This is a genomic window from Streptomyces sp. NPDC057638, from assembly GCF_042800315.1.
In the GTDB taxonomy this organism is placed as follows: Bacteria; Actinomycetota; Actinomycetes; order Streptomycetales; family Streptomycetaceae; genus Streptomyces.
Window position 1 is genome coordinate 1 of sequence record NZ_JBHVHF010000131.1, and the last position, 21214, is coordinate 21214.

Below are 21214 nucleotides of genomic sequence, written 5' to 3' on the forward strand. Positions count from 1 at the left end.
GGACGTCTCAGCGGACACCGATGGCTGGTCAGGCTCGATCACGGGCTCCCGGTGATCCGCGTGACCGTTGAGGCGGTTGGGGTCGCTGGGATATCAGGCGTCGCTGACGTCACCCCCGTCCGCCGCGCGGCCACCGCGCAGGTCGCCCGCGCCGGGCGCCCGACGGGAGCCGAGACCCGCTTGGGGACCAGCAGTTCACCCCCGGCGGCCAGGGCCGCCGCCTCCGCCACCGAGCGGGTACGCACGGCGGCGAGCACCACGGCGGACGGGTTCGGGACGGCGACGGTGGCGAGCCGCTCGGCCGGGTACGTCACCAGCGGGACGCCCAGCCGCGCGGCGGCGGCCACCACACCCGGCTCGGCCGCCCGCGCCTCGACCGTCGCCACCTCGGTCACCTCGCCAGGGCGCAGTCCGTTCTCCCGGAGCGTCTCCAGCACCAGCGCCAGCACCTCGTCGACGGGGACTCCCCGGGCGGCACCGACGCCCACGGTCAGCGAGGACCACATTCCGTCGCCACCGCCACCGCCACTGTCACCGCCACTGTCATCGGCACTGTCATCGGCACTGTCATCGGCACGGGAACCGGCACCGGCACCGGCACCGGCGGACGTCACCGCGTCTGGTACGGCTTCGGCCATCGGTAGGGGTCCTTTCAGGTCAAACGGGTGAATCGGGGGGCCCGCGGGGAGGGCGGGGAGAGCGGAGGGGGAGGCGGCGCGGCCGGATCCGCTAGCAAGGGCGCATGGCGGTGTTCGTCGCGCTCGGCGCGTTTGTGATGACGCTCATCGGCGGCTGGACGGCGCAGCGCGTCACCGACCGCCGCCATCTCGTCCTCGGCCTGGCGGGCGGGCTGATGCTCGGTGTCGTCGGGCTCGATCTGCTGCCGGAGGCCCTGGAGGCGGCGGGTGAACCGGTCTTCGGCGTCCCGGAGGCCCTGCTGCTCTTCGTCGGCGGCTTCCTCACCGGCCATGTGGTCGAACGCCTGCTGGCCACCCGCCACTCGGCCCACGGCGGTACGGAGGACAGCGCGCGCCCGCCCACGGCCGGTACCCGGTACGGCACTCGGCACGGCGGCAGGGACGACGCGGGAGTCGGCGACGGGGGCCCTGGCGACGGGGAACAGCGCGACGGCCGTACGCGGAGGAGCCCCCCGGCGAAGAGCCCCGCGAGCGAGGGCGGTCCGGGGGAGGGGCGGCGGGTGCCCCAGGTGGGGCTGACCGCGGCGGCGGCGATGGTGGGACACAGCCTGATGGACGGCGTCGCCATCGGAGCCGCCTTTCAGGTGGGGGAGAGTATGGGCCTGACCGTGGCACTCGCCGTCGTCGCCCATGACTTCGCTGACGGCTTCAACACTTACACCGTCACCAGCCTCTACGGGAACACCCGTACCAAGGCGATCCTCATGCTCCTCGCCGACGCCTGCGCACCCGTCGTCGGGGCCGCCTCCACCCTCTTCCTCACCCTGCCGGTGGAGCTGCTCGGCGGCTATCTCGGGTTCTTCGGCGGGGCCCTGCTCTATCTGGCCGCCGCCGAGATCCTCCCGGAGGCGCACCACACCCACCCGGCCCGCTCCACCCTGCTCTGCACGGTGGCGGGGGTCGGCTTCATCTGGCTGGTGGTGGGGATCGCGGCATGACGGCAGGCCCGTCCCCGTACCGTGCACGCCCGTCTCCGTACCGTTCACCACCCCTCCGTACCGTTCACCGGGAGGCGGACCAGGCGACGAAGCGACGGGCGACCTCCGGGGCGGCGGCCCAGTGCGTATGCAGATAACTGGCGTGCACCCCCCGGTGGACGAAGCCCTCCACCCGGCGCTCCGGCCGGTGCAGTCCCCAGGCGGGGGAGGGGCCCGCGCCCGGATCGATCACCGTACGGTGGAACTCATGGCCCCGCAGCCGGGCGCCCGGCGCCGCGAGACAGCTCTCGGTGAGGGCCACCGCGTCCCGGTAGCCCAGGGTCAGCCGTTCCCCCATGCGCGCGTCCGCGTCCAGCACCCCGCACATCGGCCGCCCGTCCAGGGAACGCGCCAGATAGAGCAGCCCCGCGCACTCGGCCGCCACCGCCCCGCCCTCCTGGGCGAAGGCGGCGACAGCCGCCCGCAGCGGCTCGTTGGCCGACAGCTCCCCCGCGTACACCTCCGGGAAGCCGCCGCCGATGACCACACCCGCGGTGCCCGAGGGCAGCTTCTCGTCCCGCAGCGGATCGAAGACCACCACCTCCGCGCCCGCCGCGGTGAGCAACTCCACCTGCTCGGCGTACGTGAAGCTGAAGGCGGCGCCCCCGGCGACGGCCACCACGGGCCGCCCCGCGGTGGACCCGCCGCCCGTGACTGTGCCGGGCCCGCTGTCCCCGACCGTGTGGGGCCCGTTGTCGCCGACCGTGCCGCGCACGCCGTCGCCGGCGGTGCCGGGCGAGGCGGTGAGCGCGTCCTCCGGGTGCCAGGGCATGGCCCCCAGCGGGGGCGCGCTGCGGGCCAGCGCCAGCAGCGCCTCCAGATCACAGCCCGCCCGCACCAGCTCCCGCATCGCCGTGACGGCCGCCGTCGCCTCCCCGTGGCGCTCCGCCACCGGCACCAGCCCCAGATGCCGGGAGGGGGTCGCGGCGGCCGGCCCGCGCCGCAGCACGCCCAGCACCGGGACCCCGGTGCTCTCCAGCGCGTCCCGCAGCAGCGCCTCATGACGGTCCGAGGCCACCTTGTTCAGCAGCACACCGCCCAGCCGCACCTCCGGATCCCAGGAGAGGAAGCCATGGACCAGCGCCGCCACCGAACGCGACTGGGAGGAGGCGTCGACCACCAGCACCACCGGGGCCCGCAGCAGCTTGGCGATCTGCGCCGTGGACGCCAGTTCGCCCTCGCCCGCCGCGCCGTCGAAGAGGCCCATCACCCCCTCCACCACGGCCACGTCCGAGCCCCGCGCGCCATGCGCGAAGAGCGGCGCCATCAGCTCGGGTCCGCACAGGAACGCGTCCAGATTGCGTCCCGGGCGGCCGGTGGCGAGGGCGTGATAGCCCGGATCGATGTAGTCGGGGCCGACCTTGTGCGGGGAGACGGCCAGGCCCGCCGCGGCGAAGGCCGCCATCAGGCCCGTCGCCACGGTGGTCTTGCCGCTGCCCGACGCCGGGGCGGCGATGACGAGACGTGCTACCACTCGATGCCCCGCTGGCCCTTCTGACCGGCGTCCATCGGGTGCTTCACCTTCGTCATCTCGGTGACGAGATCGGCGAAGTCCAGCAGCGGCGCCGGGGCGTTCCGTCCGGTGATGACGACGTGCTGGGTGCCGGGCCGGTCCCGCAGGACCGAGATCACCTCGTCGGTGTCCACCCAGCCCCAGTGCAGCGGATAGGCGAACTCGTCCAGCACGTAGAGCCGGTACGACTCGTTCGCCAGGTCCCGCTTGACCTGCTCCCAGCCCTCCCGGGCCGCCTCCTCGTTGCTGAACTGGCGGTCGCGCTGGACCCAGGACCAGCCCTCGCCCATCTTGTGCCAGTCGACCGGGCCGCCCTCGCCGGACGCCCCGAGCACCCGCAGCGCCCGTTCCTCGCCGACCTTCCACTTGGCGGACTTGACGAACTGGAACACCCCGACCGGCCAGCCCTGGTTCCAGGCGCGCAGCGCGAGCCCGAAGGCGGCCGTCGACTTGCCCTTGCCGGGGCCGGTGTGGACGAGGACCAGCGGCCGGTTGCGGCGCTGGCGGGTGGTGAGCCCGTCCTCGGGGACGACGGACGGCTGTCCTTGTGGCATTACGCGATCCTCCAGGCCGAAGCGGCTGAACCAGCTGAACCAACAGCACCGACCGCACCCGCCGCACCGGCCGAAGCGGATGCGGTGGACGCGGTGGACGAATGAGATGAGGCGGGGGAACGGGCGGCGCGGGGGGACCCCGCGGAGGCGGCGGGCCGACCCGGCGCGAACGCCGTCGCCGCGCCGCGCGATGGACGCCCGGCGCTTCCACCGGGCCCGCCCGCCTGCCCCGCGTTCGCGCCGGTACGGCCGGTGTCGGCGCCGGTACGACCGGTGCTGGCGTTGGTACGCCCGGCGTTCCCGCCCGTACGCCCGGTGTTCGCGCCGGTACGGCCGCCTCCGCCCGGCCCGCCCGTACGAACGTCCTTGACCAGTCCCGCGAGGGCGTCCGCGCGCAGTTCCTCCAGCGTCACGGCCGTACCGCCCAGGTCGGCCGCGAGCCGGCGCGCCAGACCGAGCCGGACCGGACCCGACTCACAGTCCACGACGATCGCGGCCGTCCCCTCCGCCGCGTGCACCCGCGCCGCGCGGGCCGCGTGCTCCAGCGCGTCCGCGCCGCCCGTCGCCCGGCCGTCCGTCACCACGACCAGCAGCGCCCGCCGCGAGGGATCACGCATCCGCTCCACCCGCAGGACGTCATGGGCGCGCAGCAGCCCGGCCGCCAGCGGCGTACGGCCCCCGGTCGGCAGGCCCTCCAGCCGGGCCGCCGCCGCGTCCACCGACGACGTCGGCGGCAGCGCCACCTGCGCCTCCCGGCCACGGAAGGTCACCAGCCCGACCTTGTCCCGGCGCTGGTAGGCGTCGAGCAGCAGCGAGAGCACGGCGCCCTTGACGGCACCCATCCGCCGCCGGGCCGCCATCGAACCCGAGGCGTCGACCACGAAGAGGACCAGATTCGACTCGCGGCCCTCCCGGACCGTCTGCCGCAGATCGTCACGGCGCAGCACCAGACCCGGGCCGCCGCGCCCCCGCGCCCGCTGGTGCGGGGCGGCCGCGCGTACGGTCGCCGCCAGATGGAGCCGGGTCAGCGTGCCCCGGGGCGTCCGGGCACCCGTGGTACGGCCGTGCTCGGAGCGGGCGCGGGAACGGCGGCCCGCCGCGCCCTCCCCGATGCCGGGCACGCTCAGTTCCTTCGCCCGGAACGGCTCCGCCGCGCCCACCGGACGCTGCTCACCGGCCCCGGCGAGCGGTGCCCCCGGGCCATCGCCCTCGGCGGCGCCATCCGGCCCGGACGGCGTCTCACCGCGCCCGTCGCCGCGGTCGCCGTCGCCGGGGGCGTCCGGCGGCGGGGGGCCGCCGTCGGGGCCCGACCCCGGACCCGGATCGTCCGGGTCCGGCTCCGGGGCGTCCCCGTCCGTCCCCTCGTCCCCGCCGGGTCCGCGCTCTCCGGTCGCCTCGTGCTCGTCCGGCTGCTCCCGCTCGTCCCGCTCGTCCTGTTCGTCTTCGGACTGCTCGAACTGGCGGAGCACCTCGTCGAGCTTCTCCTCATCCAGCCCGGGCGCGTCGAACGGGTTGCGCCGCCGCCGGTGCGGCAGCGCCAGCAGCGCCGCCCTGCGGACATCCTCCGCGAGGACCTCCGTCCGGCCCGCCCAGGCCGCCAGCGCGGTCGCCGTCCGGGCCATCACGATGTCGGCCCGCATCCCGTCCACCTCGAACGCGGCACATACCGCCGCGATCCGGCGCAGTGCCCCATCGCCCAGCCGCACCCGCGGCACCAGGGCCCGGGCGGCGGCGATCCCCGCCCGCAGCGCGTCCTCCTCGGCCGCCCAGTGCGCCGCGAAACCCGCCGGATCGTCGTCGTACGCCAGCCTGCGGCGGACCACCTCGACCCGCTCCTCCGGCCGCCGGGAGGCGGCGACCTCCACCGTCAGCCCGAACCGGTCCAGCAACTGCGGCCGCAGCTCCCCCTCCTCGGGGTTCATCGTCCCGACCAGGAGGAAGCGCGCCGCGTGCCGTACGGACACGCCCTCGCGCTCCACATAGGAGGCGCCCATCGCGGCGGCGTCCAGCAGGACGTCCACCAGGTGGTCGTGGAGCAGGTTCACCTCGTCGACGTAGAGGATCCCCCGGTGCGCGTCCGCGAGCAGGCCCGGCTCGAACGCCTTCACGCCCTCCGCGAGCGCCCGCTCGATGTCCAGCGCCCCCACCAGCCGGTCCTCGGAGGCGCCCACCGGGAGCTCCACCATCCGCGCCGGGCGCGGGGCGCCGCCACCGCTCTCGTGCGGTCCGTCGGGGCAGCCGGGGTCCGGCTCGGCCGGGTCGCAGGAGAACCGGCACCCCGCGACCACCGCCACCGGGGGCATCAGCGCCGCCAGCGCCCGTACGGCCGTCGACTTGGCGGTGCCCTTCTCGCCGCGTACCAGCACCCCGCCGACCCGCGGCGAGACCGCGTTCAGCAGCAGCGCGAGACGGAGGTCGTCCTGCCCGACGAGCGCGGTGAAGGGGTAGGGCGTGCTCATACGGCCTCCTTGGCGCGGTGCGGAAACGTCGTCCTCGGACGACTCGTGCGGCGGGTGCCGCTCGTGTGACTCGTGCTGGATATGTGACTCGTGCTGTGCGTGCTGTGTGTGCTGTGTGTGCGGCACACGCTGGACATGCGGTGCGTGCTGGCTATGCGGTGCGTGCCAGGTGTGTGGTGCGCGTTGAACACACGGCGCGTGTGGGGTCTGCGGCGCGTGCTCGTCGTGGTGCCGACGCTTGTGCTTCCGCCGGTGCCGCTGCCCGTTCCTTCGTTCGTACCTCTGTTCGCGCTTCGCCGTGTGTCCGTGCTCGGAGTCCCGCTCATACGCCGGTGTCAGCCCCTCCCGCCACCCCGGGTACCGGAGGGCTGACGGGCACGGCGGGCATCGCGGGCGCCCCCGGCGCCACGAACGGCAGACCCGACGGCGCCCCCCGCTCGATCAGCCGCAGCAGCGCGCCGGTGTCCAGGTGCTCCTCGACGAGGTCGCCGAGCCGGTCGAGCTGCTCCTCGCGCAGCGCGTCGAACGACGTGTCAGGAGCGGGGACGAAACGTCTGCCCGCGGCACGCGCCACCCGCTCCAGGAACCGCCGCCGAAAGCCGTCGCTCTCCAGGGAGCCGTGCCAGTGGGTGCCCCACACCGCACCGACCCGGCAGCCGTCCAGGAAGGGCTCACCGCCGAGCACCTCGGCGACGCCATGGTGGATCTCATAGCCGTCCACCGGCTCGCCCAGGGCCGTGCCCGTCGGCCGGGCGAGGGTCTTCTCCGCCGCGAACCGCACCCGTACCGGCAGCAGTCCAAGGCCCGTCACCGACCCCGCCCGTGACTCGATCTCGTCCTCGATGTGCTCACCGAGCAGCTGGAACCCGCCGCAGATCCCCAGCACCGGACGGCCCGCCGCCGCCCTGCGCGCCAGCTCCCGCGCCAGCCCCCGCCGCCTCAGCCACTCCAGCGCCCCGACCGTGCCCCGGGTTCCCGGCACGACCACGAGATCCGCGTCGGCCAGTTCCTCGGGCCGGTCCACGAACCGCACCACCACACCGGGCTCGGCGGCCAGCGCGTCCACGTCCGTGAAGTTGGACATCAGCGGCACCGCGCAGACCGCCACCCGCAGCACGTCCTCGCCGACCGGCGGCGCGGCCACCGACTCCCGTACGGCGCCGCGCAGGGAGACGCTCAGCCCGTCCTCCTCGTCGATCCCGAGCCCGTGCGCGTACGGCAGCACCCCGTACGTCGGCCGCCCGGTGATCTGCTCCAGCATCGCCAGACCCGGCTCCAGCAGCGAGACATCACCCCGGAACTTGTTGACGACATAGCCCGCCAGCAGCTCCTGGTCCTCGGCGGCGAGCAGCGCCGTGGTACCGAAGAACGAGGCGAACACCCCGCCGCGGTCGATGTCCCCGACAACCAGCGCGGGCAGCCCCGCGGCCCGTGCCACCCCCATGTTCACGATGTCCGTGCGCCGCAGATTGATCTCGGCGGGGCTGCCCGCTCCCTCGCAGATGACCGCGTCATGGGTGACGCGCAGCTCCTCCAGGCACTCCAGGACCGTGCCGAGCAGTGCCTCGCGCCCCCCTTCGCGCAGCGCCGACCCGGCGGCGTGGCCGCCGAAGAAGCCGCGCGCGCTCATCTCCCCGACCGGCCTGCCCAGCAGCACCACCTGGCTGGTGCGGTCACCGCCGGGCTTCAGCAGGACCGGGTTCATCAGCGCGGTCGGCTCCACGCGCGCCGCGCGGGCCTGCATCGCCTGCGCCCGGCCGATCTCCGCGCCGTCGCGGGTCACGAACGAGTTCAGGGACATGTTCTGGCCCTTGAACGGCGCCACCTTCAGGCCCTGGCGGGTCAGCCAGCGGCAGATGCCCGCCGTGACGACGCTCTTGCCCGCGTCCGACGTGGTCCCCGCGACCAGCAGCCCACCGCCGCGCTTCCTCATCGTGTCCCTCCCCAGAGCGGTGCCTCGGTACCGGCGTGCCGCCGTACCGCCGTGCGGTCCATCGTCGCGGCGCTGTTCCTTGTCACGCGTGTTCCCATCGCGTGCGTCCTCGTCGCGTGCGTCCTTCTCGCGCGTGTCCTTGTCACGCGCGCCGCCTTCGTACCGCCTTCTGCGCGGCCGTACCCGCGCGTGCGGTCTGGACCGCTTTCGCGAGGCGCGCGACCAGCAGACGGCCGCCTACGCTCACCGCGAGTGCCCCTAGGGTCACGCGGCGGGAGAGCCGGGCCGCGCGGTCGATGTCGGCGGTCGTCACGGGACGGCCCCCGGCATGGAGGACCGGGCGGTGCTCGACCCGGCCGCCGTAGGCGAGGGTGCCGCCGAGGCGGACACCGAGGGCACCGGCGAAGGCGGCCTCGACGGGGCCCGCGTTGGGGCTGGGATGACGGTGGGCGTCGGCCCGCCACACCCGTACGGCGTCGGCCGGGGCGGCACCGCAGACCACCGCCAGCGCGGCGGTGAGACGGGCCCCGGGCCACCCCACGACGTCGTCCAGCCGCGCCGACGCCCAGCCGAAGCGGCGCAGCCGGGGCGAGCGGTGGCCGACCATCGCGTCCAGGGTGTTGACGGCGCGGAAGCCCACCAGCCCGGGCACCCCGGCCACCGCGCCCCACACCAGCGCGCCGACGACGGCGTCCGAGGTGTTCTCCGCGACGGACTCCACCACGGCGCGCGCGATCTGCCGCTCGTCGAGGGAGTGCGGGTCGCGGCCACAGAGATGGGGGAGGCGTGCGCGGGCGCGCGCCAGGTCACCGTCGGTGAGGGCCGCGCCGATCGCGCGGGCCTCGCGCCCGAGGGAGGTACCTCCGACCACGGCCCAGGTGGCGGCGGCCGTCAGGGCCACCGAGGCGGCGGGATGGCGCGCGGCGGCGCGGGCCAGCAGCGCGGCGGCCGTGGTGGCGCCTCCGGCGCAGACGGCGGTGTGCAGGGCGCCCCAGCCGCGGTGGTCATGCCACAGCACCCGCTCCACGGCCCCCGCCGCCCGCCCGAAACCGGCGACCGGATGGCCCCGGCGGGGGTCGGCGAGAAGGAGGTCGGCGGTGAGACCGGCCAGCGCGCCATACGCGAAGACTCGTTCGGCACGCATCGATCAGCGGGCGATCCCGCTGGTCACGGCCCCGGCGATGGTACGCACGGGGGAGGGGAGGGGAGCTGAACCACGGCCGGGCATGGCGATATGTCCTCACTCAGGGTGTCCACGCCCTGGTTCGACGGAGACGACGGAGAGAGTTCCTGGCTCACGGGGATCGCTCCCCGCTGACAGTGGCGGGACCGCGCCGGATTCGCACCGGCTTCCTCTGCTGCCGTCGTATGGGCCCCGGCAGTCCACCACGCCCCGAGAACACCCGTCAACCTGCCGTTGACCTGCGACGGGACAGTGTGCCCAGCCCCACAGAGCAGCCCCGCCACCCGGTGGTCCCGCGCGCCCACGCGATCTCGTCCCCCGGGGTACGCCACAGGGCCGGGCCATCCGCGGGGGATGGTCCGGCCCTGTGGTCAGAGCGCGGGGCTCAGGTCACGATCAGGAAGATTCCGTACGAGACCGCGGCCAGGCACAGCGCGAAGCAGAGGTAGGCGCCGGTGCGGGCGAGGGCCACGGACCCGCCGTTCGCCGATGCCTGCTTGCTCATGCCCACGATGCCCAGGGTGAAGAGGCCCACCAGAGCGACGGTGGCCACGAGGCTGACGCCGAACACGGAGCCGAGGGCTACCCAGTCGATCTTCATGCTGTTCCGTCCTTACACCGCGGCCGGGCTGGCCGGGCCGTTCTCGGAAGAGGCGGCCGCGGGGGCCGGGATGGTGGTCTTGAGCTCGTCCGGGGTCACACCGGCCGGGGGCGGGGTGACCGCGGCGATGGCGGCGGTCACGACGCCGGGCTCGGAGCCGTCGCTCACACCGTTCTCATCGGTCTCGTTGACGTTGGTGTGGTCGACGACCTGGCGCCGGGAGTACACCCAGATCGCGGCCGACGAGGCGACGAGGAAGACGGCCACGACGGCGATGCCCCAGTCGCCCTGCCGGGTGACCAGCTCGGAGAGGGCGGCGACCAGACCGGCGGCCGGCAGGGTCAGGCCCCAGGCCACGAACATCCGGGTCGCGGTCGACCAGCGGACCACGCCGCCCTTGCGGCCGAGACCGGCACCCATCACCGCGCCGGAGCAGGAGTGCGTGGTGGAGAGCGAGAAGCCCAGGTTGGAGGAGGCCAGGATGACGCTCGCGGCGCTGGACTGGGCGGCGAAGCCCTGCTGCGGCTGGAGGTCGGTCAGACCCTTGCCCATGGTGCGGATGATGCGCCAGCCGCCGAGGTAGGTGCCGAGCGCGATGGCGACACCGGCGGAGACGATGACCCACATCGGAGGGTTGGAACCCGGGACCAGCACGCCGCCCGCGACCAGGGCGAGGGTGATGATGCCCATCGTCTTCTGGGCGTCGTTGGTGCCGTGCGCCAGGGAGACCAGACCGGCCGAGGCGATCTGCCCGGCGCGGTAGCCCTTCGCGGTCGCCTTCTGGTCGGCGTTCTTGCCGATCTTGTAGGTGAGGCGGGAGGCCAGGTAGGCGCCGATACCGGCCACCAGGGGGGCCGCGATGGCGGGGATCAGCACCTTGGTGATCACGGTGCCGCCGTTGACGCCGCTGATGCCGACCGAGGCGATGGTGGCGCCGATCAGACCGCCCATGAGGGCGTGCGAGGAACTGGACGGCAGGCCGACCAGCCACGTCAGGAGATTCCAGAGGATGGCGCCGACCAGCGCCGCGAAGATCACTTCTGGTGTTATGCCTGCCTCGTTGACGATGCCGCTGGAGATCGTCTTGGCGACCTCCACCGACATGAACGCGCCGACGAGGTTGAGCACGGCGGACATGGCCACCGCGGCTTTGGGCTTCATTGCGCCGGTCGAGATGGTGGTCGCCATCGCGTTGGCGGTGTCGTGGAAACCGTTCGTGAAATCGAACACGAGAGCCGTCACGATCACGATCGCGAGTAGCAGCGTGATGTGTTCCATTTACCCAGGCAATCTTTGGACGTCAGTGGCCCGGCGAACGTAGGTAACCTGGATGAACGGAAGGTGAACTGGGGCGGGATTCAGGGTGACCCCAAATGATGTTCATGGTTCCGCTTTGCTCGCCGAAGCCCCCTCCCGGGGGCCGCTGCCGCCGATTCCCCGGGGTTTCCGGACGGTAGAGATGGTCTTAAATCGGACTTCTCGCACCATCCGGTGATATGCATCACCCGACATCGCTCGTGGGCCGGACCCCCTTGCCGACACCTGACACGATGGTCGTATGAGCGATCGGATCGGGCCGGACGTGATCGAACATGACCTCGTACAGCTCTGGGGCCGACTGGTGGCCACCGCGCGCAGGACAGCCGCGGAGGGGCTGGTCGTCGGCACCTCGGGCAACGTCTCGGCCCGCGTCGGCGATCTGGTCCTCGTCACCCCCAGCGGGGTGCCCTACGACCGGCTCACCCCCGGGGACGCCCTCGCCGTCGACCTCGACGGGAACCGTGTCCTGGGCCACCTCGAGCCCACCAGCGAGCTGCCGCTCCATCTGGCGGTCTACCGGCACACCGACGCCCGCGCGGTCGTCCACACCCACGCCGTGCACGCCACCGCCGTCTCCACCCTGGTCACCGAGGTGCCCCCGATCCACTACATGACCGCCGACCTCGGCGGTCCGGTCCGTGTCGCCCCCTACGCCCGGTACGGCTCCGAGGCCCTCGCCGACGGCATGCTCGACGCGCTGGCCGACCGCAGGGCCTGTCTGCTGCGCAACCACGGCACCGTGGCCTACGGGGGCGGTCTCGACCAGGCGTACGACCGCACCGCCCAGCTGGAGTGGATGTGCCGGCTCTGGCTCCTCGCCACCTCCGGGCCCGGCCGCGAGCCGTCCCTCCTCACCCCGTCCCAGCTCACCGAGGCCGCCACCGCCCTCCACACCTACGGCCAATCCCCCTGACCCCGGCGCGCCCGGGCTGCCCGCCCCTGCCCACCCGGCAGCCGGGCCCCACCTCCGTGTGACGGAACACGTTCCCCCGGCTTCCTGGGCGGGTTGGCTCCCAGCCGTGTGGACAGGCGTTCCCCCTCCGTTATGGGCACGGGTTCCGCCCGGGGGACCCCCATCGCCCGGCGGAACGACTGCCCACAAGGGTGGGGAACCCGGGCCCACCAGCAGGTGCGGCCCGCGTGCCCGCAAGCCGCGCGCCCCGGTCCCCGTGGCACTGGGTGAGTGGCCCACGACGAGGCCGCAGGCCCGGCGGGCAAGCCGACTCGCACGTCGCCCCGGAGCGCGTCCGGGAGCGTAGGCGGCGGCGCGCGGCCGCAGGGGGCGTGCGGGGGCGGGCCTCACGAGGCATGGACGCACGGAAGGACGGCGTCCGCTGGCAGGGCCCCGCGCACGTACCGACACTGGAACCGTGCGAGCGGCGAGAACGGCGGCAGCGGCCGCCACCACCCTGATCGGCGCCACCGCGACAGCCCTCGCGGCCGGACGCTTCGCGAGCGACGCGATCCTCAAGGTGCCCTCCGGCCGGCCCCTGCCCGGTGACCCCCGGCTCACGGTCCACGCCGTGGACGGCTCACGGGTGACCCTCACCCGTGCGCTCGCCGCCCTGCGGCCCGGCGTCTACGGCCTCACGGATCCCACCGGCCACACCGTCCACGCGGTCGTCGGTCCGGTCCTCGATGACATCCCCCACTCCGCCGACACCGTCGTCCGCGCGCTGGACCGGATCGCCGAGGGCGCCCTGGAGCCCGGCGCCTCGGTGCGGCTCACTCCCGAGCTGCACCACGGCGACCCGGCCACCGCCCTCGGTATCGCCCACTCCGACATCGCCGTCCCCGGCGAACTCGGCCCCCTGCCCGGCTGGCTCGTCCCCGGGCCGCGGGACACCTGGGTCATCGCCGTGCACGGCCTCGGCACCACCCGGGCCCACCCGCTGAACCTCCTTCCGTTTCTGCATGGGCGCCGGGTTCCCGTCCTCGCGGTCGGCTACCGGGGCGACCCGGACGCCCCCAGGCCACCCGATGGCCTGAGCCGTCTCGGGGACGCCGAGTGGCGGGACCTGGATGCCGCCCTCCGCTTCGCCGTCCGGCATGGCGCGAACAAGGTCGTCCTTTACGGCTGGTCCACCGGGGCCACGATGGCCTTGCACGCCGCCGCGAACTCACCCCTGCGCGACCGCGTGAGCGGACTCGTCCTGGACTCCCCGGTCCTCGACAAGGGGGCCACACTGCGCGCCCTGGCGGCCGCCCGGCACACCCCCGGGCCCCTGGTGCCGTTCGCCGTCCGCGCCGCTCAGAGCCGGGCCGGGCTCTATGGCGCGCCCCGGATGACGATGGCGGACGCTCAGGCCATCCGGGTCCCCGTGCTGATCTTCCACGGCCCGGACGACGCCCTCGCCCCCTGGGGGCCCTCGCGCGAGCTCGCCGCGGGCCACCCCCGGCTGATCTCCCTCCACACCGTCCGCGACGCCCCCCACGCGGCCATGTGGAACGCGGACCCGGCCCGCTACGAGGAGGCCCTGCGCCGCTTTCTCACCCCCCTGATGTAGATCGTCACCGTCCTGACGTGGACACTTCGTGGATCTTGATGCGACCCTGTCAGGGCGACCGTCGATTACCGGCCAACCCTGGGTGCGCCACGTTCCGTTTGGGCTTTCGGGCTGTCAGCGGGAAGACTGCTCCTTGTGACGTCCCGAAAGCCTGATGAGCAATTGGCGCGCAACTCCAGACTTCGTCTTGTCCGCCCGCGACCACTGGCCACCGCCCGACGGGCCGTGACGACCCGGCGCACCCGACCGGCGCCCAGGCCCCCCGAGGGCACTCTTCCCCCCGCCGAACTGGCCCGTCAGGCCAGAGCGGTCCTCGCGGACGCCGTCCGGATCGCCCGCTGGGCGGCCGTCGAACGGGATCCCGGCAGCTCGGCGCTGGCCGCCCCGGCCCGCGACCGGGCCGCCGCCGCGCTGGACCTCACCCCCCTCCAGGTGCGGGCGGGCTGGGACCGGGCCCGTCTGGCCGGACTGGTCGAACTGCATGGCGACACCGCCCGCCCCGGGTGGCGGTTGCGCGCCTGGGACCGCGACGACATGGCCGTCCTGCGCGGTTGGGTCGCCCTCTTCGACGCCTGGTCCCTGGCGCTCCCGGCGCCCGAGGACGTCCCACCCACCGCGGTCGCCGAGGTCGTCGAGGCCGTACCCCAGCTGCTCTCCCTCCTTCAGCTCTCCGCCGGGCCCGTACTGGTGCCCGCCCTTCTCGATCTGCTGGAACAGCGCGTCGCCGAGCTGCGGGAGGAGCGCTGCGAGGTCCCCTACGACCCCCAGGAGCGCTCGCCCGCCACCCCGGCGGCGGTGCCCCCCTCCGGCGCGGACATCGGGCCCGTCGCCGTCTCCCCCCTGCTCGACTGGGCCCTTGAGGGGCTGGCGTCCGTCGGGGCGCTCACCCTGGACAAGGGCCGCTCCGCCACGCTCACCCCCCTCGGCAACTGGGCGGTCTGGGTCAAGCTGGAGCAGATCTGCGTGGCCGCGCAGAGCCCGGCGGGCAATATCGAGCAGTCCGCCGAGGACATGCTGCGCGGCTGCGCCCGGCTCACTCCGGGACCCGCCCGAGCCGAGTACCGGGCCTGGCTCGCCGCCCGGACCGTCTCCAGCGCGGTCGCCGAGCTGCTCGCCGTCGCCCGGGGCGAGGACGCCCTCCTGCGCGGTCTCGCCTTCGAGGCCCTGCGGGTCGTCGGCGCCCCCGCCGAGGCGGAGGTCCGCGCCGTCGCCGCCGAGCCCTTCCTGCGCCCCTACGCCCTGCTCTGGCTGGCGGAGTACGAGGGGATGGACCCGGAGGACGCCCCGGACGTGCTCACCCGCGAGGAGGCGACCTGGCTGTGGGTGGACACGGCCGCCGCCGTCGCCGACCACGGTGAGCCCCAGCTGCTGCTGCGCCATCTCGACTCCGCCGTCCAGGGCACGATTCCGGCCCTGCTCGACGAGGTCCGCTCCGGCGGGCACCCCCGCACCGTCCAGGTCCTGGTGGCTCTGGCCGCCGCCCACCCCGACCCCGCGCTCGCCAAGGCCGTCCGCAGGGCGGCGTTCCAGGTCCACACCGGCGGCGCCTAGCCGTTCACGGCGAGGGCGTGTCCGATGGATCCTGCCGGGCCCGTGTGCCCTGGCGCCTCCCCCTGGGCCCGCGTGGCCCGGGGGAGAGGTGCCGGGTAGGGCGTCGCGGGTCAGCGAACCTCCCGGTCACAGCACAAGCGGTGCGTCACAGCCCCTGCGCCCCCGTACGGCCCCGAGCCCCCGGTGACGAGGCGCCCGCGCCGGGCGAGGAGGGGGCACCTTCCCCTCCGGACGGATCCACGCCGCTCCACCCGTCCGGTCAGACGGCGGCTATCTGGGGCCGGTAGTCACCGAAGCTCCAGATATGACCCTCCCGATCACGGGCCAGATAGTCCCGTGCGCCGTACTCCTGGTCGGTGGGCGGGGCCACCACCTCCACGCCGTGCTCCACGGCCCGGCGGTGGTGCGCGTCCACGTCATCGACGCGGACATAGACCGCCGCCGGTCCCGCACCCGCCATCGCGGCACCGAACTCCCCACCCGCGCCCTTGCTGCCCAGCATCACGATGCCGTTGCCCAGTGCCAGCTCCGCGTGGAGGATCAGGCCGGACTCGTCCTCGAACAGCGCGACGGTGGTGAATCCGAAGGCTTCCGTCAACTGCCGCACCGCCGCCCTCGCGTCCGCGTACAGCATGGACGGACACACGCTCGGCGACGACGGCGATGGTGCCGACTGCTCCGACATCTGTCTCACTCCCTCTCCCGGGAAGGTCCCCGCTCTCCCGGACCGCCCGGGAGACCCAGAAATCGTGATCTGCGTCTCAGTCTGGCACCCCCCACTGACAATGCCGTCCGGGTGGCCGTCCTCGCAGCTCAGCGAGGGTCGAGGGGGGAGACAGCGCCTTCGGGACAGCGTCGCCCGCCCGGACGAGGGCCCGGCCGGCGCCCCGGGGGCGGGCGCGGGCTCTGGCACGAGGCACCCCGTGAGCCGGGGAGCGACGCGGGTCCTTCCAGGCGGAGCCGTGAGGGAGAGCCGCCGTGATGGGGACACTCCCTCGGACTCCGCCCGGGGTACCCCCGCCCGGGCCGCTACGCCCAGGGGGGCGGTGAGAGCGCCGGTGCGCGGCGGACAGACGGGATGGTGAAGGTACGCCTAGCGGAAGGTGTCGCAGCGGGCCATGTCGCCGGTGCGGTAGCCGACGTCGAACCACTGCTGCCGCTGGGCCGCCGACCCATGGGTCCAGGTCTCGGGCGTGACCCGGCCCTGGACGCGTTCCTGGATCCGGTCGTCGCCGACGGCGGCCGCCGCGTCCAGCCCCTCGCGGATGTCCGCCGGGGTCAGCCGGGCCAGCACGGGGCGGCCGGTCCGCTCGTCGGGCGTCGTCGTCGCGTGATGGGCCCAGACCCCCGCGTAGCAGTCGGCCTGCAACTCCACCCGCACCGAGCCGCTCGCCGGCCCCTGCCGTCCGTCCCGGGCCCGCTGGAGCGTCCCCATCAGGTTCTGTACGTGGTGGCCGTACTCGTGCGCCACCACGTACGCCTGCGCGAACGGGCCGCCGCTGGTCCCGAACGACGTCCGCAGCTCGTCGAAGAAGCCCAGATCCAGATAGACCCGGCGGTCCAGCGGGCAGTAGAACGGGCCCACCGCCGAGGTCGCGGCCCCGCACGCCGTGTTCACCCGGCCGGTGAACAGCACCGTCCGGGCATCCGTGTAGCGGCCCTGCCGCCGGGGGAACTCCGCCCGCCAGTAGTCCTGCACGCTGTTGACCACCGCCACGATCCGGCAGTCCTGACGGGTGTTGGCGTCCGAGCCCTTACGGCACGCCTGCTCGACCTGGGTCTGGGACGAGGCGGTCGCGGTGCTGGCCGCGGGGTCGGGCCCGCCCTCCGTGAGTCCCAGCTGATCCGGGCCCACCCCGAAGAGCAACCCCAGAATGAGCGCGATCAGCGCGGCGGCACCGCCACCGATCGCCGCCCGGCCACCGGGGAGGCGACGCCCCCGCACATCCCGTACCTCGGACGTGTCCAGGTCGGCGTCGTCGTCGAACTGCATGGGGCCACCACCCTCGGCTCGGGTCCCGGCGGGCGGCCCGCCGCCCGTGCCGAGTATCCGCCGCACCGCCCCGCCCGCCCCGCGGGAACCTCCGCCGGAGCGGTCCCGCGACGGGAAAATCACTTGCGTGGCCCCGTTAGAATGGCCCCTATGGCCATTCTCCTCGCGCATTAGACGGCGCCGAAGCCCTCGCGCCCCGTCCTTCCGCCGTCCACACCGCCCTGGAGTCTGTCCGTGATCACCGCTTCCGGAATCGAGCTGCGTGCCGGAGCCCGCGTCCTCATCGAATCCGCCACGTTCCGTGTCGCCAAGGGCGACCGCATCGGTCTCGTCGGCCGCAACGGCGCGGGCAAGACCACGCTGACCAAGTGCCTCGCGGGTGAGGGAATGCCCGCCTCGGGCACCATCGCCCGCTCCGGCGAGGTCGGCTATCTCCCGCAGGACCCGCGCACCGGGGATCTCGACACCCTGGCGCGCGACCGCATCCTCTCCGCCCGCGGCCTGGACGTCGTTCTCAAGCGGATGCGGGAGAACGAGGACCGTATGGCGAACGGCAAGGGCGCCACCCGTGAGCGCGCGATGAAGAAGTACGAGCGCCTGGAGACCGAGTTCCTCACCAAGGGCGGGTACGCGGCGGAGGCCGAGGCCGCCACCATCGCCGCCGCGCTCGGACTGCCCGACCGGGTGCTCGGACAGCCGCTGCACACGCTCTCCGGTGGTCAGCGCCGCCGGGTCGAGCTGGCCCGCATCCTCTTCTCGGACGCCGACACCCTGCTGCTGGACGAGCCGACCAACCACCTCGACGCCGACTCCATCGTCTGGCTCCGCGACTACCTCAAGACCTACCGCGGCGGCTTCATCGTGATCTCCCACGATGTCGACCTGGTCGAGACCGTCGTCAACAAGGTCTTCTACCTCGACGCCAACCGGTCGGTCATCGACATCTACAACATGGGCTGGAAGCTCTACCAGCGCCAGCGCGAGGCCGATGAGAAGCGCCGCAAGCGTGAGCGCCAGAACGCCGAGAAGAAGGCCGCCGCGCTCAACTCCCAGGCCGACAAGATGCGCGCCAAGGCCACCAAGACCGTCGCCGCGCAGAACATGGCCAAGCGCGCCGAGCGCCTGCTGGCGGGCCTGGAGGACGTGCGCGTCTCCGACAAGGTGGCCAAGCTGCGCTTCCCCGAGCCCGCGCCCTGCGGCAAGACCCCGCTCACGGCCGAGGGTCTGTCGAAGTCCTACGGCTCGCTGGAGATCTTCACCGATGTGAGCCTGGCCATCGACAAGGGCTCCCGGGTCGTCATCCTCGGTCTGAACGGCGCGGGCAAGACGACTCTCCTGCGGCTGCTCGCCGGGGTCGAACAGCCCGACACCGGTGCCGTCACCCCTGGTCACGGCCTCAAGCTCGGCTACTACGCCCAGGAGCACGAGACCCTCGACCCCGATCGCACCGTCCTGGAGAACATGCGTTCGGCGGCGCCCGACCTCGATCTGGTCGAGGTGCGCAAGACGCTCGGTTCGTTCCTCTTCTCCGGTGACGATGTCGACAAGCCCGCCGGTGTCCTCTCCGGCGGTGAGAAGACCCGACTGGCACTGGCCACCCTGGTGGTCTCCTCCGCCAACGTGCTGCTGCTGGACGAGCCCACCAACAACCTCGACCCGGCCAGCCGTGAGGAGATCCTCGGGGCGCTGCGCACCTACAAGGGAGCGGTCATCCTCGTCACCCATGACGAGGGCGCCGTGGAGGCCCTGGAGCCGGAGCGGATCATCCTGCTGCCGGACGGGGTCGAGGACCTGTGGGGCGCGGACTACGCGGACTTGGTCGCGCTCGCCTGACGGCCGTGGCCGGTCGCGCGTCCGGTGACCCCGGAGACGGGTGGCGGTGCGAAGGATCGACCCGTGCCTCCCGTACCGGGGACATGCTCCGGTCGCCGAGGAATCCGCCTGGGACCGCTGGATCCCCGCTCTCGTAGGTGATCGCGGGCGCGCGGTAGTGGGGGCGGCGGCCTTGGGTGATCGCACGGTAGCGATATATGCGGCCCTGGTGACGTGTCCCGTTCCGGACGCGCCTCCTGGTGCCGCGCCTGGTCCGCGCTCGCCGTGCCGGAAGGCCGGAAGGGGCCAGAAGATCGCGGGACCAGAAGACCGCGGGACCAGAAGACCGCGGGACCAGAAGTCAGAAGGTCGCGAAGGGGGCGGCGAGGCGCCAGGGACGGTTGGTCCCCGTCCGTACGGGGCCGCCCGCTCCCCATCGAGCCCCTTTCGGCTCATCGGGACCGTCCGAAACTTCCGGAACACCGGAATCGCGGCCCGTCGGGATCCTGGCCCGGGGGGCCTCGCGCGCTTGATCCACTCCGTATGGATCATTCGGCTCACGGGTGATCCATCATCTGAGTGAGGGTGTCTCGTACCGTGCCGCGACGATCGCCGCCAAGACGCCGCGCGGATGCATACCGGATCCCGTTCCCGCGGACGGTCACTGACCAGGACATTTGCCGTTCTCTGGCACTCCAGCATGTGGACACGAGCACATGGAACGAAACATTCCGTTTGTGATGGCCGTGCCGTACATGTCAAAAGCTGCTCGTATGGACCTTGCTGAATGGGTGGCCAGGAGACGCGCGAGGGGTGATCATGAGAAGTCCAGAGCGCACTTCCCATGAGGAGGCACGGGTGGCCGAGACTCTGAAGAAGGGCAGCCGGGTGACCGGCGCCGCGCGCGACAAGCTCGCGGCAGACCTGAAGAAGAAATACGACTCCGGTGCGAGCATCCGGGCGCTGGCCGAAGAGACCGGCCGCTCCTATGGATTCGTGCACCGCATGCTCAGCGAGTCGGGCGTCACGCTGCGGGGACGCGGCGGGGCGACGCGCGGCAAGAAGGCCGCGTCGACCTGACGTCCCGGGCGCTGATTCCCGAAGGCTCCTTCGGTCCACCGAGGTGGTGGTGACCACCCGGTCGGTCGGACGGTCGACCAGGTGGTTACCGTCGGGTTGTCACTGTGCGGTCGGCTGACCGTTCCGCACTGTCCGCGGCCCGAATCGGAGGCGCCCCATGACCTCGCCCGACTCCGTGCGTGAACCCACGCTGGACAGGGACGGTGTACGACTCACCGTCGACGACGCGGTCGCCACGGTGACCCTGACGAACCCGGCCAAGCGCAACGCCCAGTCTCCCGCTCTGTGGCGGGCGTTGGTTCAGGCGGGCCGGGAACTTCCGGGCACGGTGCGTGTCGTGGTGCTGCGCGGTGAGGGCGCGTCCTTCTCCGCGGGGCTCGACCGGCAGGCGTTCACCCCTGAGGGGTTCGACGGTGAGCCGTCGTTCCTCGATCTGGCGCGGAGTTCCGACGCCGAGGTCGACCGCGCCATATCCATCTACCAAGAGGCGTTCACCTGGTGGCGCCGGAGTGATCTCGTCACGATCGCGGTCGTTCAGGGCCATGCGATCGGCGCGGGTTTCCAGCTCGCCCTCGCCTGCGATCTGCGGGTCGTGGCGCGGGACGCGCAGTTCGCGATGCGTGAGCCCACGCTCGGGCTCGTCCCCGATCTCGGGGGTACCCAGCCGCTGGTCTCGCTCGTGGGATACGCCCGTGCCCTGGAGATCTGCGGCACGGGCCGTTTCGTCCAGGCGGACGAGGCCGAGCGGATCGGGCTGGCCAATCTGGTCGTCCCCGGGGAGCAGCTCGATGCCTCGGTCACCGATCTGGCGGCCGCGCTGCTCGCGGCCCCGCGTGACGCCCTGATCGAAACCAAGGCGCTGCTGCTCGGTGCGTCCACGCGCTCCTATGACGAGCAGCGGGCGGCCGAGCGGGCCGCGCAGACCCGGCGGCTGAGGGATCTCGCGGGCATCGGTGACTGACCCGCACGCCTGAGTGTTCGGTGACTGACCGGCACCCCAGAGCGAGGAAGCCCCGCCCGGACTGCCGGGCGG

17 protein-coding genes and 1 riboswitch are annotated in these 21214 nt (G+C 73.3%); of the genes, 7 read left to right on the plus strand and 10 right to left on the minus strand.

Features of this window, described 5'->3' with window-relative positions:
* Window positions 1-38: 38 nt before the first annotated feature.
* Entirely contained in the window at window positions 39-638 is a 600-nt protein-coding gene (locus ACFVIM_RS18870) for a cobalamin biosynthesis protein (RefSeq protein ID WP_384302549.1), read from the minus strand.
* 104 nt (window positions 639-742) lie between these two features.
* Here ACFVIM_RS18870 and ACFVIM_RS18875 point away from each other — a divergent pair, with 104 nt between their 5' ends.
* Window positions 743-1636: a ZIP family metal transporter gene (locus ACFVIM_RS18875; RefSeq protein WP_384302551.1), complete on the plus strand. Its 894-nt coding sequence runs from the start codon at window positions 743-745 to the stop codon at window positions 1634-1636.
* Window positions 1637-1700: 64 nt separating this feature from the next.
* Here the strand turns inward: ACFVIM_RS18875 and ACFVIM_RS18880 are convergent, their stop codons facing one another.
* From ACFVIM_RS18880 to ACFVIM_RS18910, 7 genes are all read right to left on the minus strand, one after another.
* Window positions 1701-3149: a cobyrinate a,c-diamide synthase gene (locus ACFVIM_RS18880; RefSeq protein ID WP_384302553.1), complete on the minus strand. Its 1449-nt coding sequence runs from the start codon at window positions 3147-3149 to the stop codon at window positions 1701-1703.
* A complete protein-coding gene (gene cobO, locus ACFVIM_RS18885) occupies window positions 3143-3742 on the minus strand; it encodes a cob(I)yrinic acid a,c-diamide adenosyltransferase (protein ID WP_384302554.1) in 600 nt (199 codons plus the stop codon). Before cobO ends, ACFVIM_RS18880 begins: the two co-directional genes overlap by 7 nt.
* Window positions 3742-6201 (minus strand): putative cobaltochelatase, encoded by a 2460-nt coding sequence (locus tag ACFVIM_RS18890; RefSeq protein WP_384302556.1) that lies wholly within the window; start codon window positions 6199-6201, stop codon window positions 3742-3744. Before ACFVIM_RS18890 ends, cobO begins: the two co-directional genes overlap by 1 nt.
* A gap of 322 nt (window positions 6202-6523) precedes the next feature.
* The gene (locus tag ACFVIM_RS18895) at window positions 6524-8134 is read right to left on the minus strand and encodes a cobyric acid synthase (RefSeq protein WP_384302558.1); all 1611 of its coding nucleotides are present in this window, start codon (window positions 8132-8134) and stop codon (window positions 6524-6526) included.
* 142 nt (window positions 8135-8276) lie between these two features.
* Window positions 8277-9278: a cobalamin biosynthesis protein gene (locus ACFVIM_RS18900; protein WP_384302560.1), complete on the minus strand. Its 1002-nt coding sequence runs from the start codon at window positions 9276-9278 to the stop codon at window positions 8277-8279.
* Between the two features lie 118 nt (window positions 9279-9396).
* Window positions 9397-9536: riboswitch (cobalamin riboswitch) on the minus strand.
* Between the two features lie 166 nt (window positions 9537-9702).
* A complete protein-coding gene (locus tag ACFVIM_RS18905; RefSeq protein ID WP_384302562.1) occupies window positions 9703-9918 on the minus strand; it encodes a hypothetical protein in 216 nt (71 codons plus the stop codon).
* A gap of 12 nt (window positions 9919-9930) precedes the next feature.
* Window positions 9931-11196 (minus strand): anion permease, encoded by a 1266-nt coding sequence (locus ACFVIM_RS18910; RefSeq protein ID WP_384302564.1) that lies wholly within the window; start codon window positions 11194-11196, stop codon window positions 9931-9933.
* A 280-nt stretch (window positions 11197-11476) separates the two neighbouring features.
* On the opposite strand from ACFVIM_RS18910, the gene ACFVIM_RS18915 reads away from it, so the two are divergent.
* The 3 genes from ACFVIM_RS18915 to ACFVIM_RS18925 all read left to right on the plus strand — a co-directional run bounded on the left by ACFVIM_RS18915 (window position 11477) and on the right by ACFVIM_RS18925 (window position 15296).
* On the plus strand, window positions 11477-12151 hold the full coding sequence (locus ACFVIM_RS18915; RefSeq protein WP_384302566.1) for a class II aldolase/adducin family protein: 675 nt from the start codon (window positions 11477-11479) through the stop codon (window positions 12149-12151).
* 457 nt (window positions 12152-12608) lie between these two features.
* The gene (locus tag ACFVIM_RS18920; RefSeq protein WP_384302568.1) at window positions 12609-13745 is read left to right on the plus strand and encodes an alpha/beta hydrolase; all 1137 of its coding nucleotides are present in this window, start codon (window positions 12609-12611) and stop codon (window positions 13743-13745) included.
* A 135-nt stretch (window positions 13746-13880) separates the two neighbouring features.
* Window positions 13881-15296: a hypothetical protein gene (locus ACFVIM_RS18925; RefSeq protein WP_384302570.1), complete on the plus strand. Its 1416-nt coding sequence runs from the start codon at window positions 13881-13883 to the stop codon at window positions 15294-15296.
* Between the two features lie 259 nt (window positions 15297-15555).
* Here ACFVIM_RS18925 and ACFVIM_RS18930 read toward each other — a convergent pair whose 3' ends face one another.
* Window positions 15556-15981 carry a VOC family protein gene (locus ACFVIM_RS18930; RefSeq protein ID WP_384302572.1) on the minus strand — a complete coding sequence of 142 codons (426 nt, stop codon included), beginning with the start codon at window positions 15979-15981 and terminating at the stop codon, window positions 15556-15558.
* A gap of 408 nt (window positions 15982-16389) precedes the next feature.
* Window positions 16390-17289 (minus strand): neutral zinc metallopeptidase, encoded by a 900-nt coding sequence (locus ACFVIM_RS18935; protein WP_384302574.1) that lies wholly within the window; start codon window positions 17287-17289, stop codon window positions 16390-16392.
* 234 nt (window positions 17290-17523) lie between these two features.
* On the opposite strand from ACFVIM_RS18935, the gene ACFVIM_RS18940 reads away from it, so the two are divergent.
* From ACFVIM_RS18940 to ACFVIM_RS18950, 3 genes are all read left to right on the plus strand, one after another.
* Window positions 17524-19122, plus strand: coding sequence for an ABC-F family ATP-binding cassette domain-containing protein (locus ACFVIM_RS18940; protein ID WP_384302576.1), 1599 nt, complete (start codon window positions 17524-17526; stop codon window positions 19120-19122).
* Window positions 19123-19959: 837 nt separating this feature from the next.
* Window positions 19960-20181 carry a helix-turn-helix domain-containing protein gene (locus ACFVIM_RS18945; RefSeq protein WP_017948860.1) on the plus strand — a complete coding sequence of 74 codons (222 nt, stop codon included), beginning with the start codon at window positions 19960-19962 and terminating at the stop codon, window positions 20179-20181.
* 157 nt (window positions 20182-20338) lie between these two features.
* Window positions 20339-21142 carry an enoyl-CoA hydratase/isomerase family protein gene (locus tag ACFVIM_RS18950; RefSeq protein ID WP_384302578.1) on the plus strand — a complete coding sequence of 268 codons (804 nt, stop codon included), beginning with the start codon at window positions 20339-20341 and terminating at the stop codon, window positions 21140-21142.
* Window positions 21143-21214 lie beyond the last annotated feature (72 nt).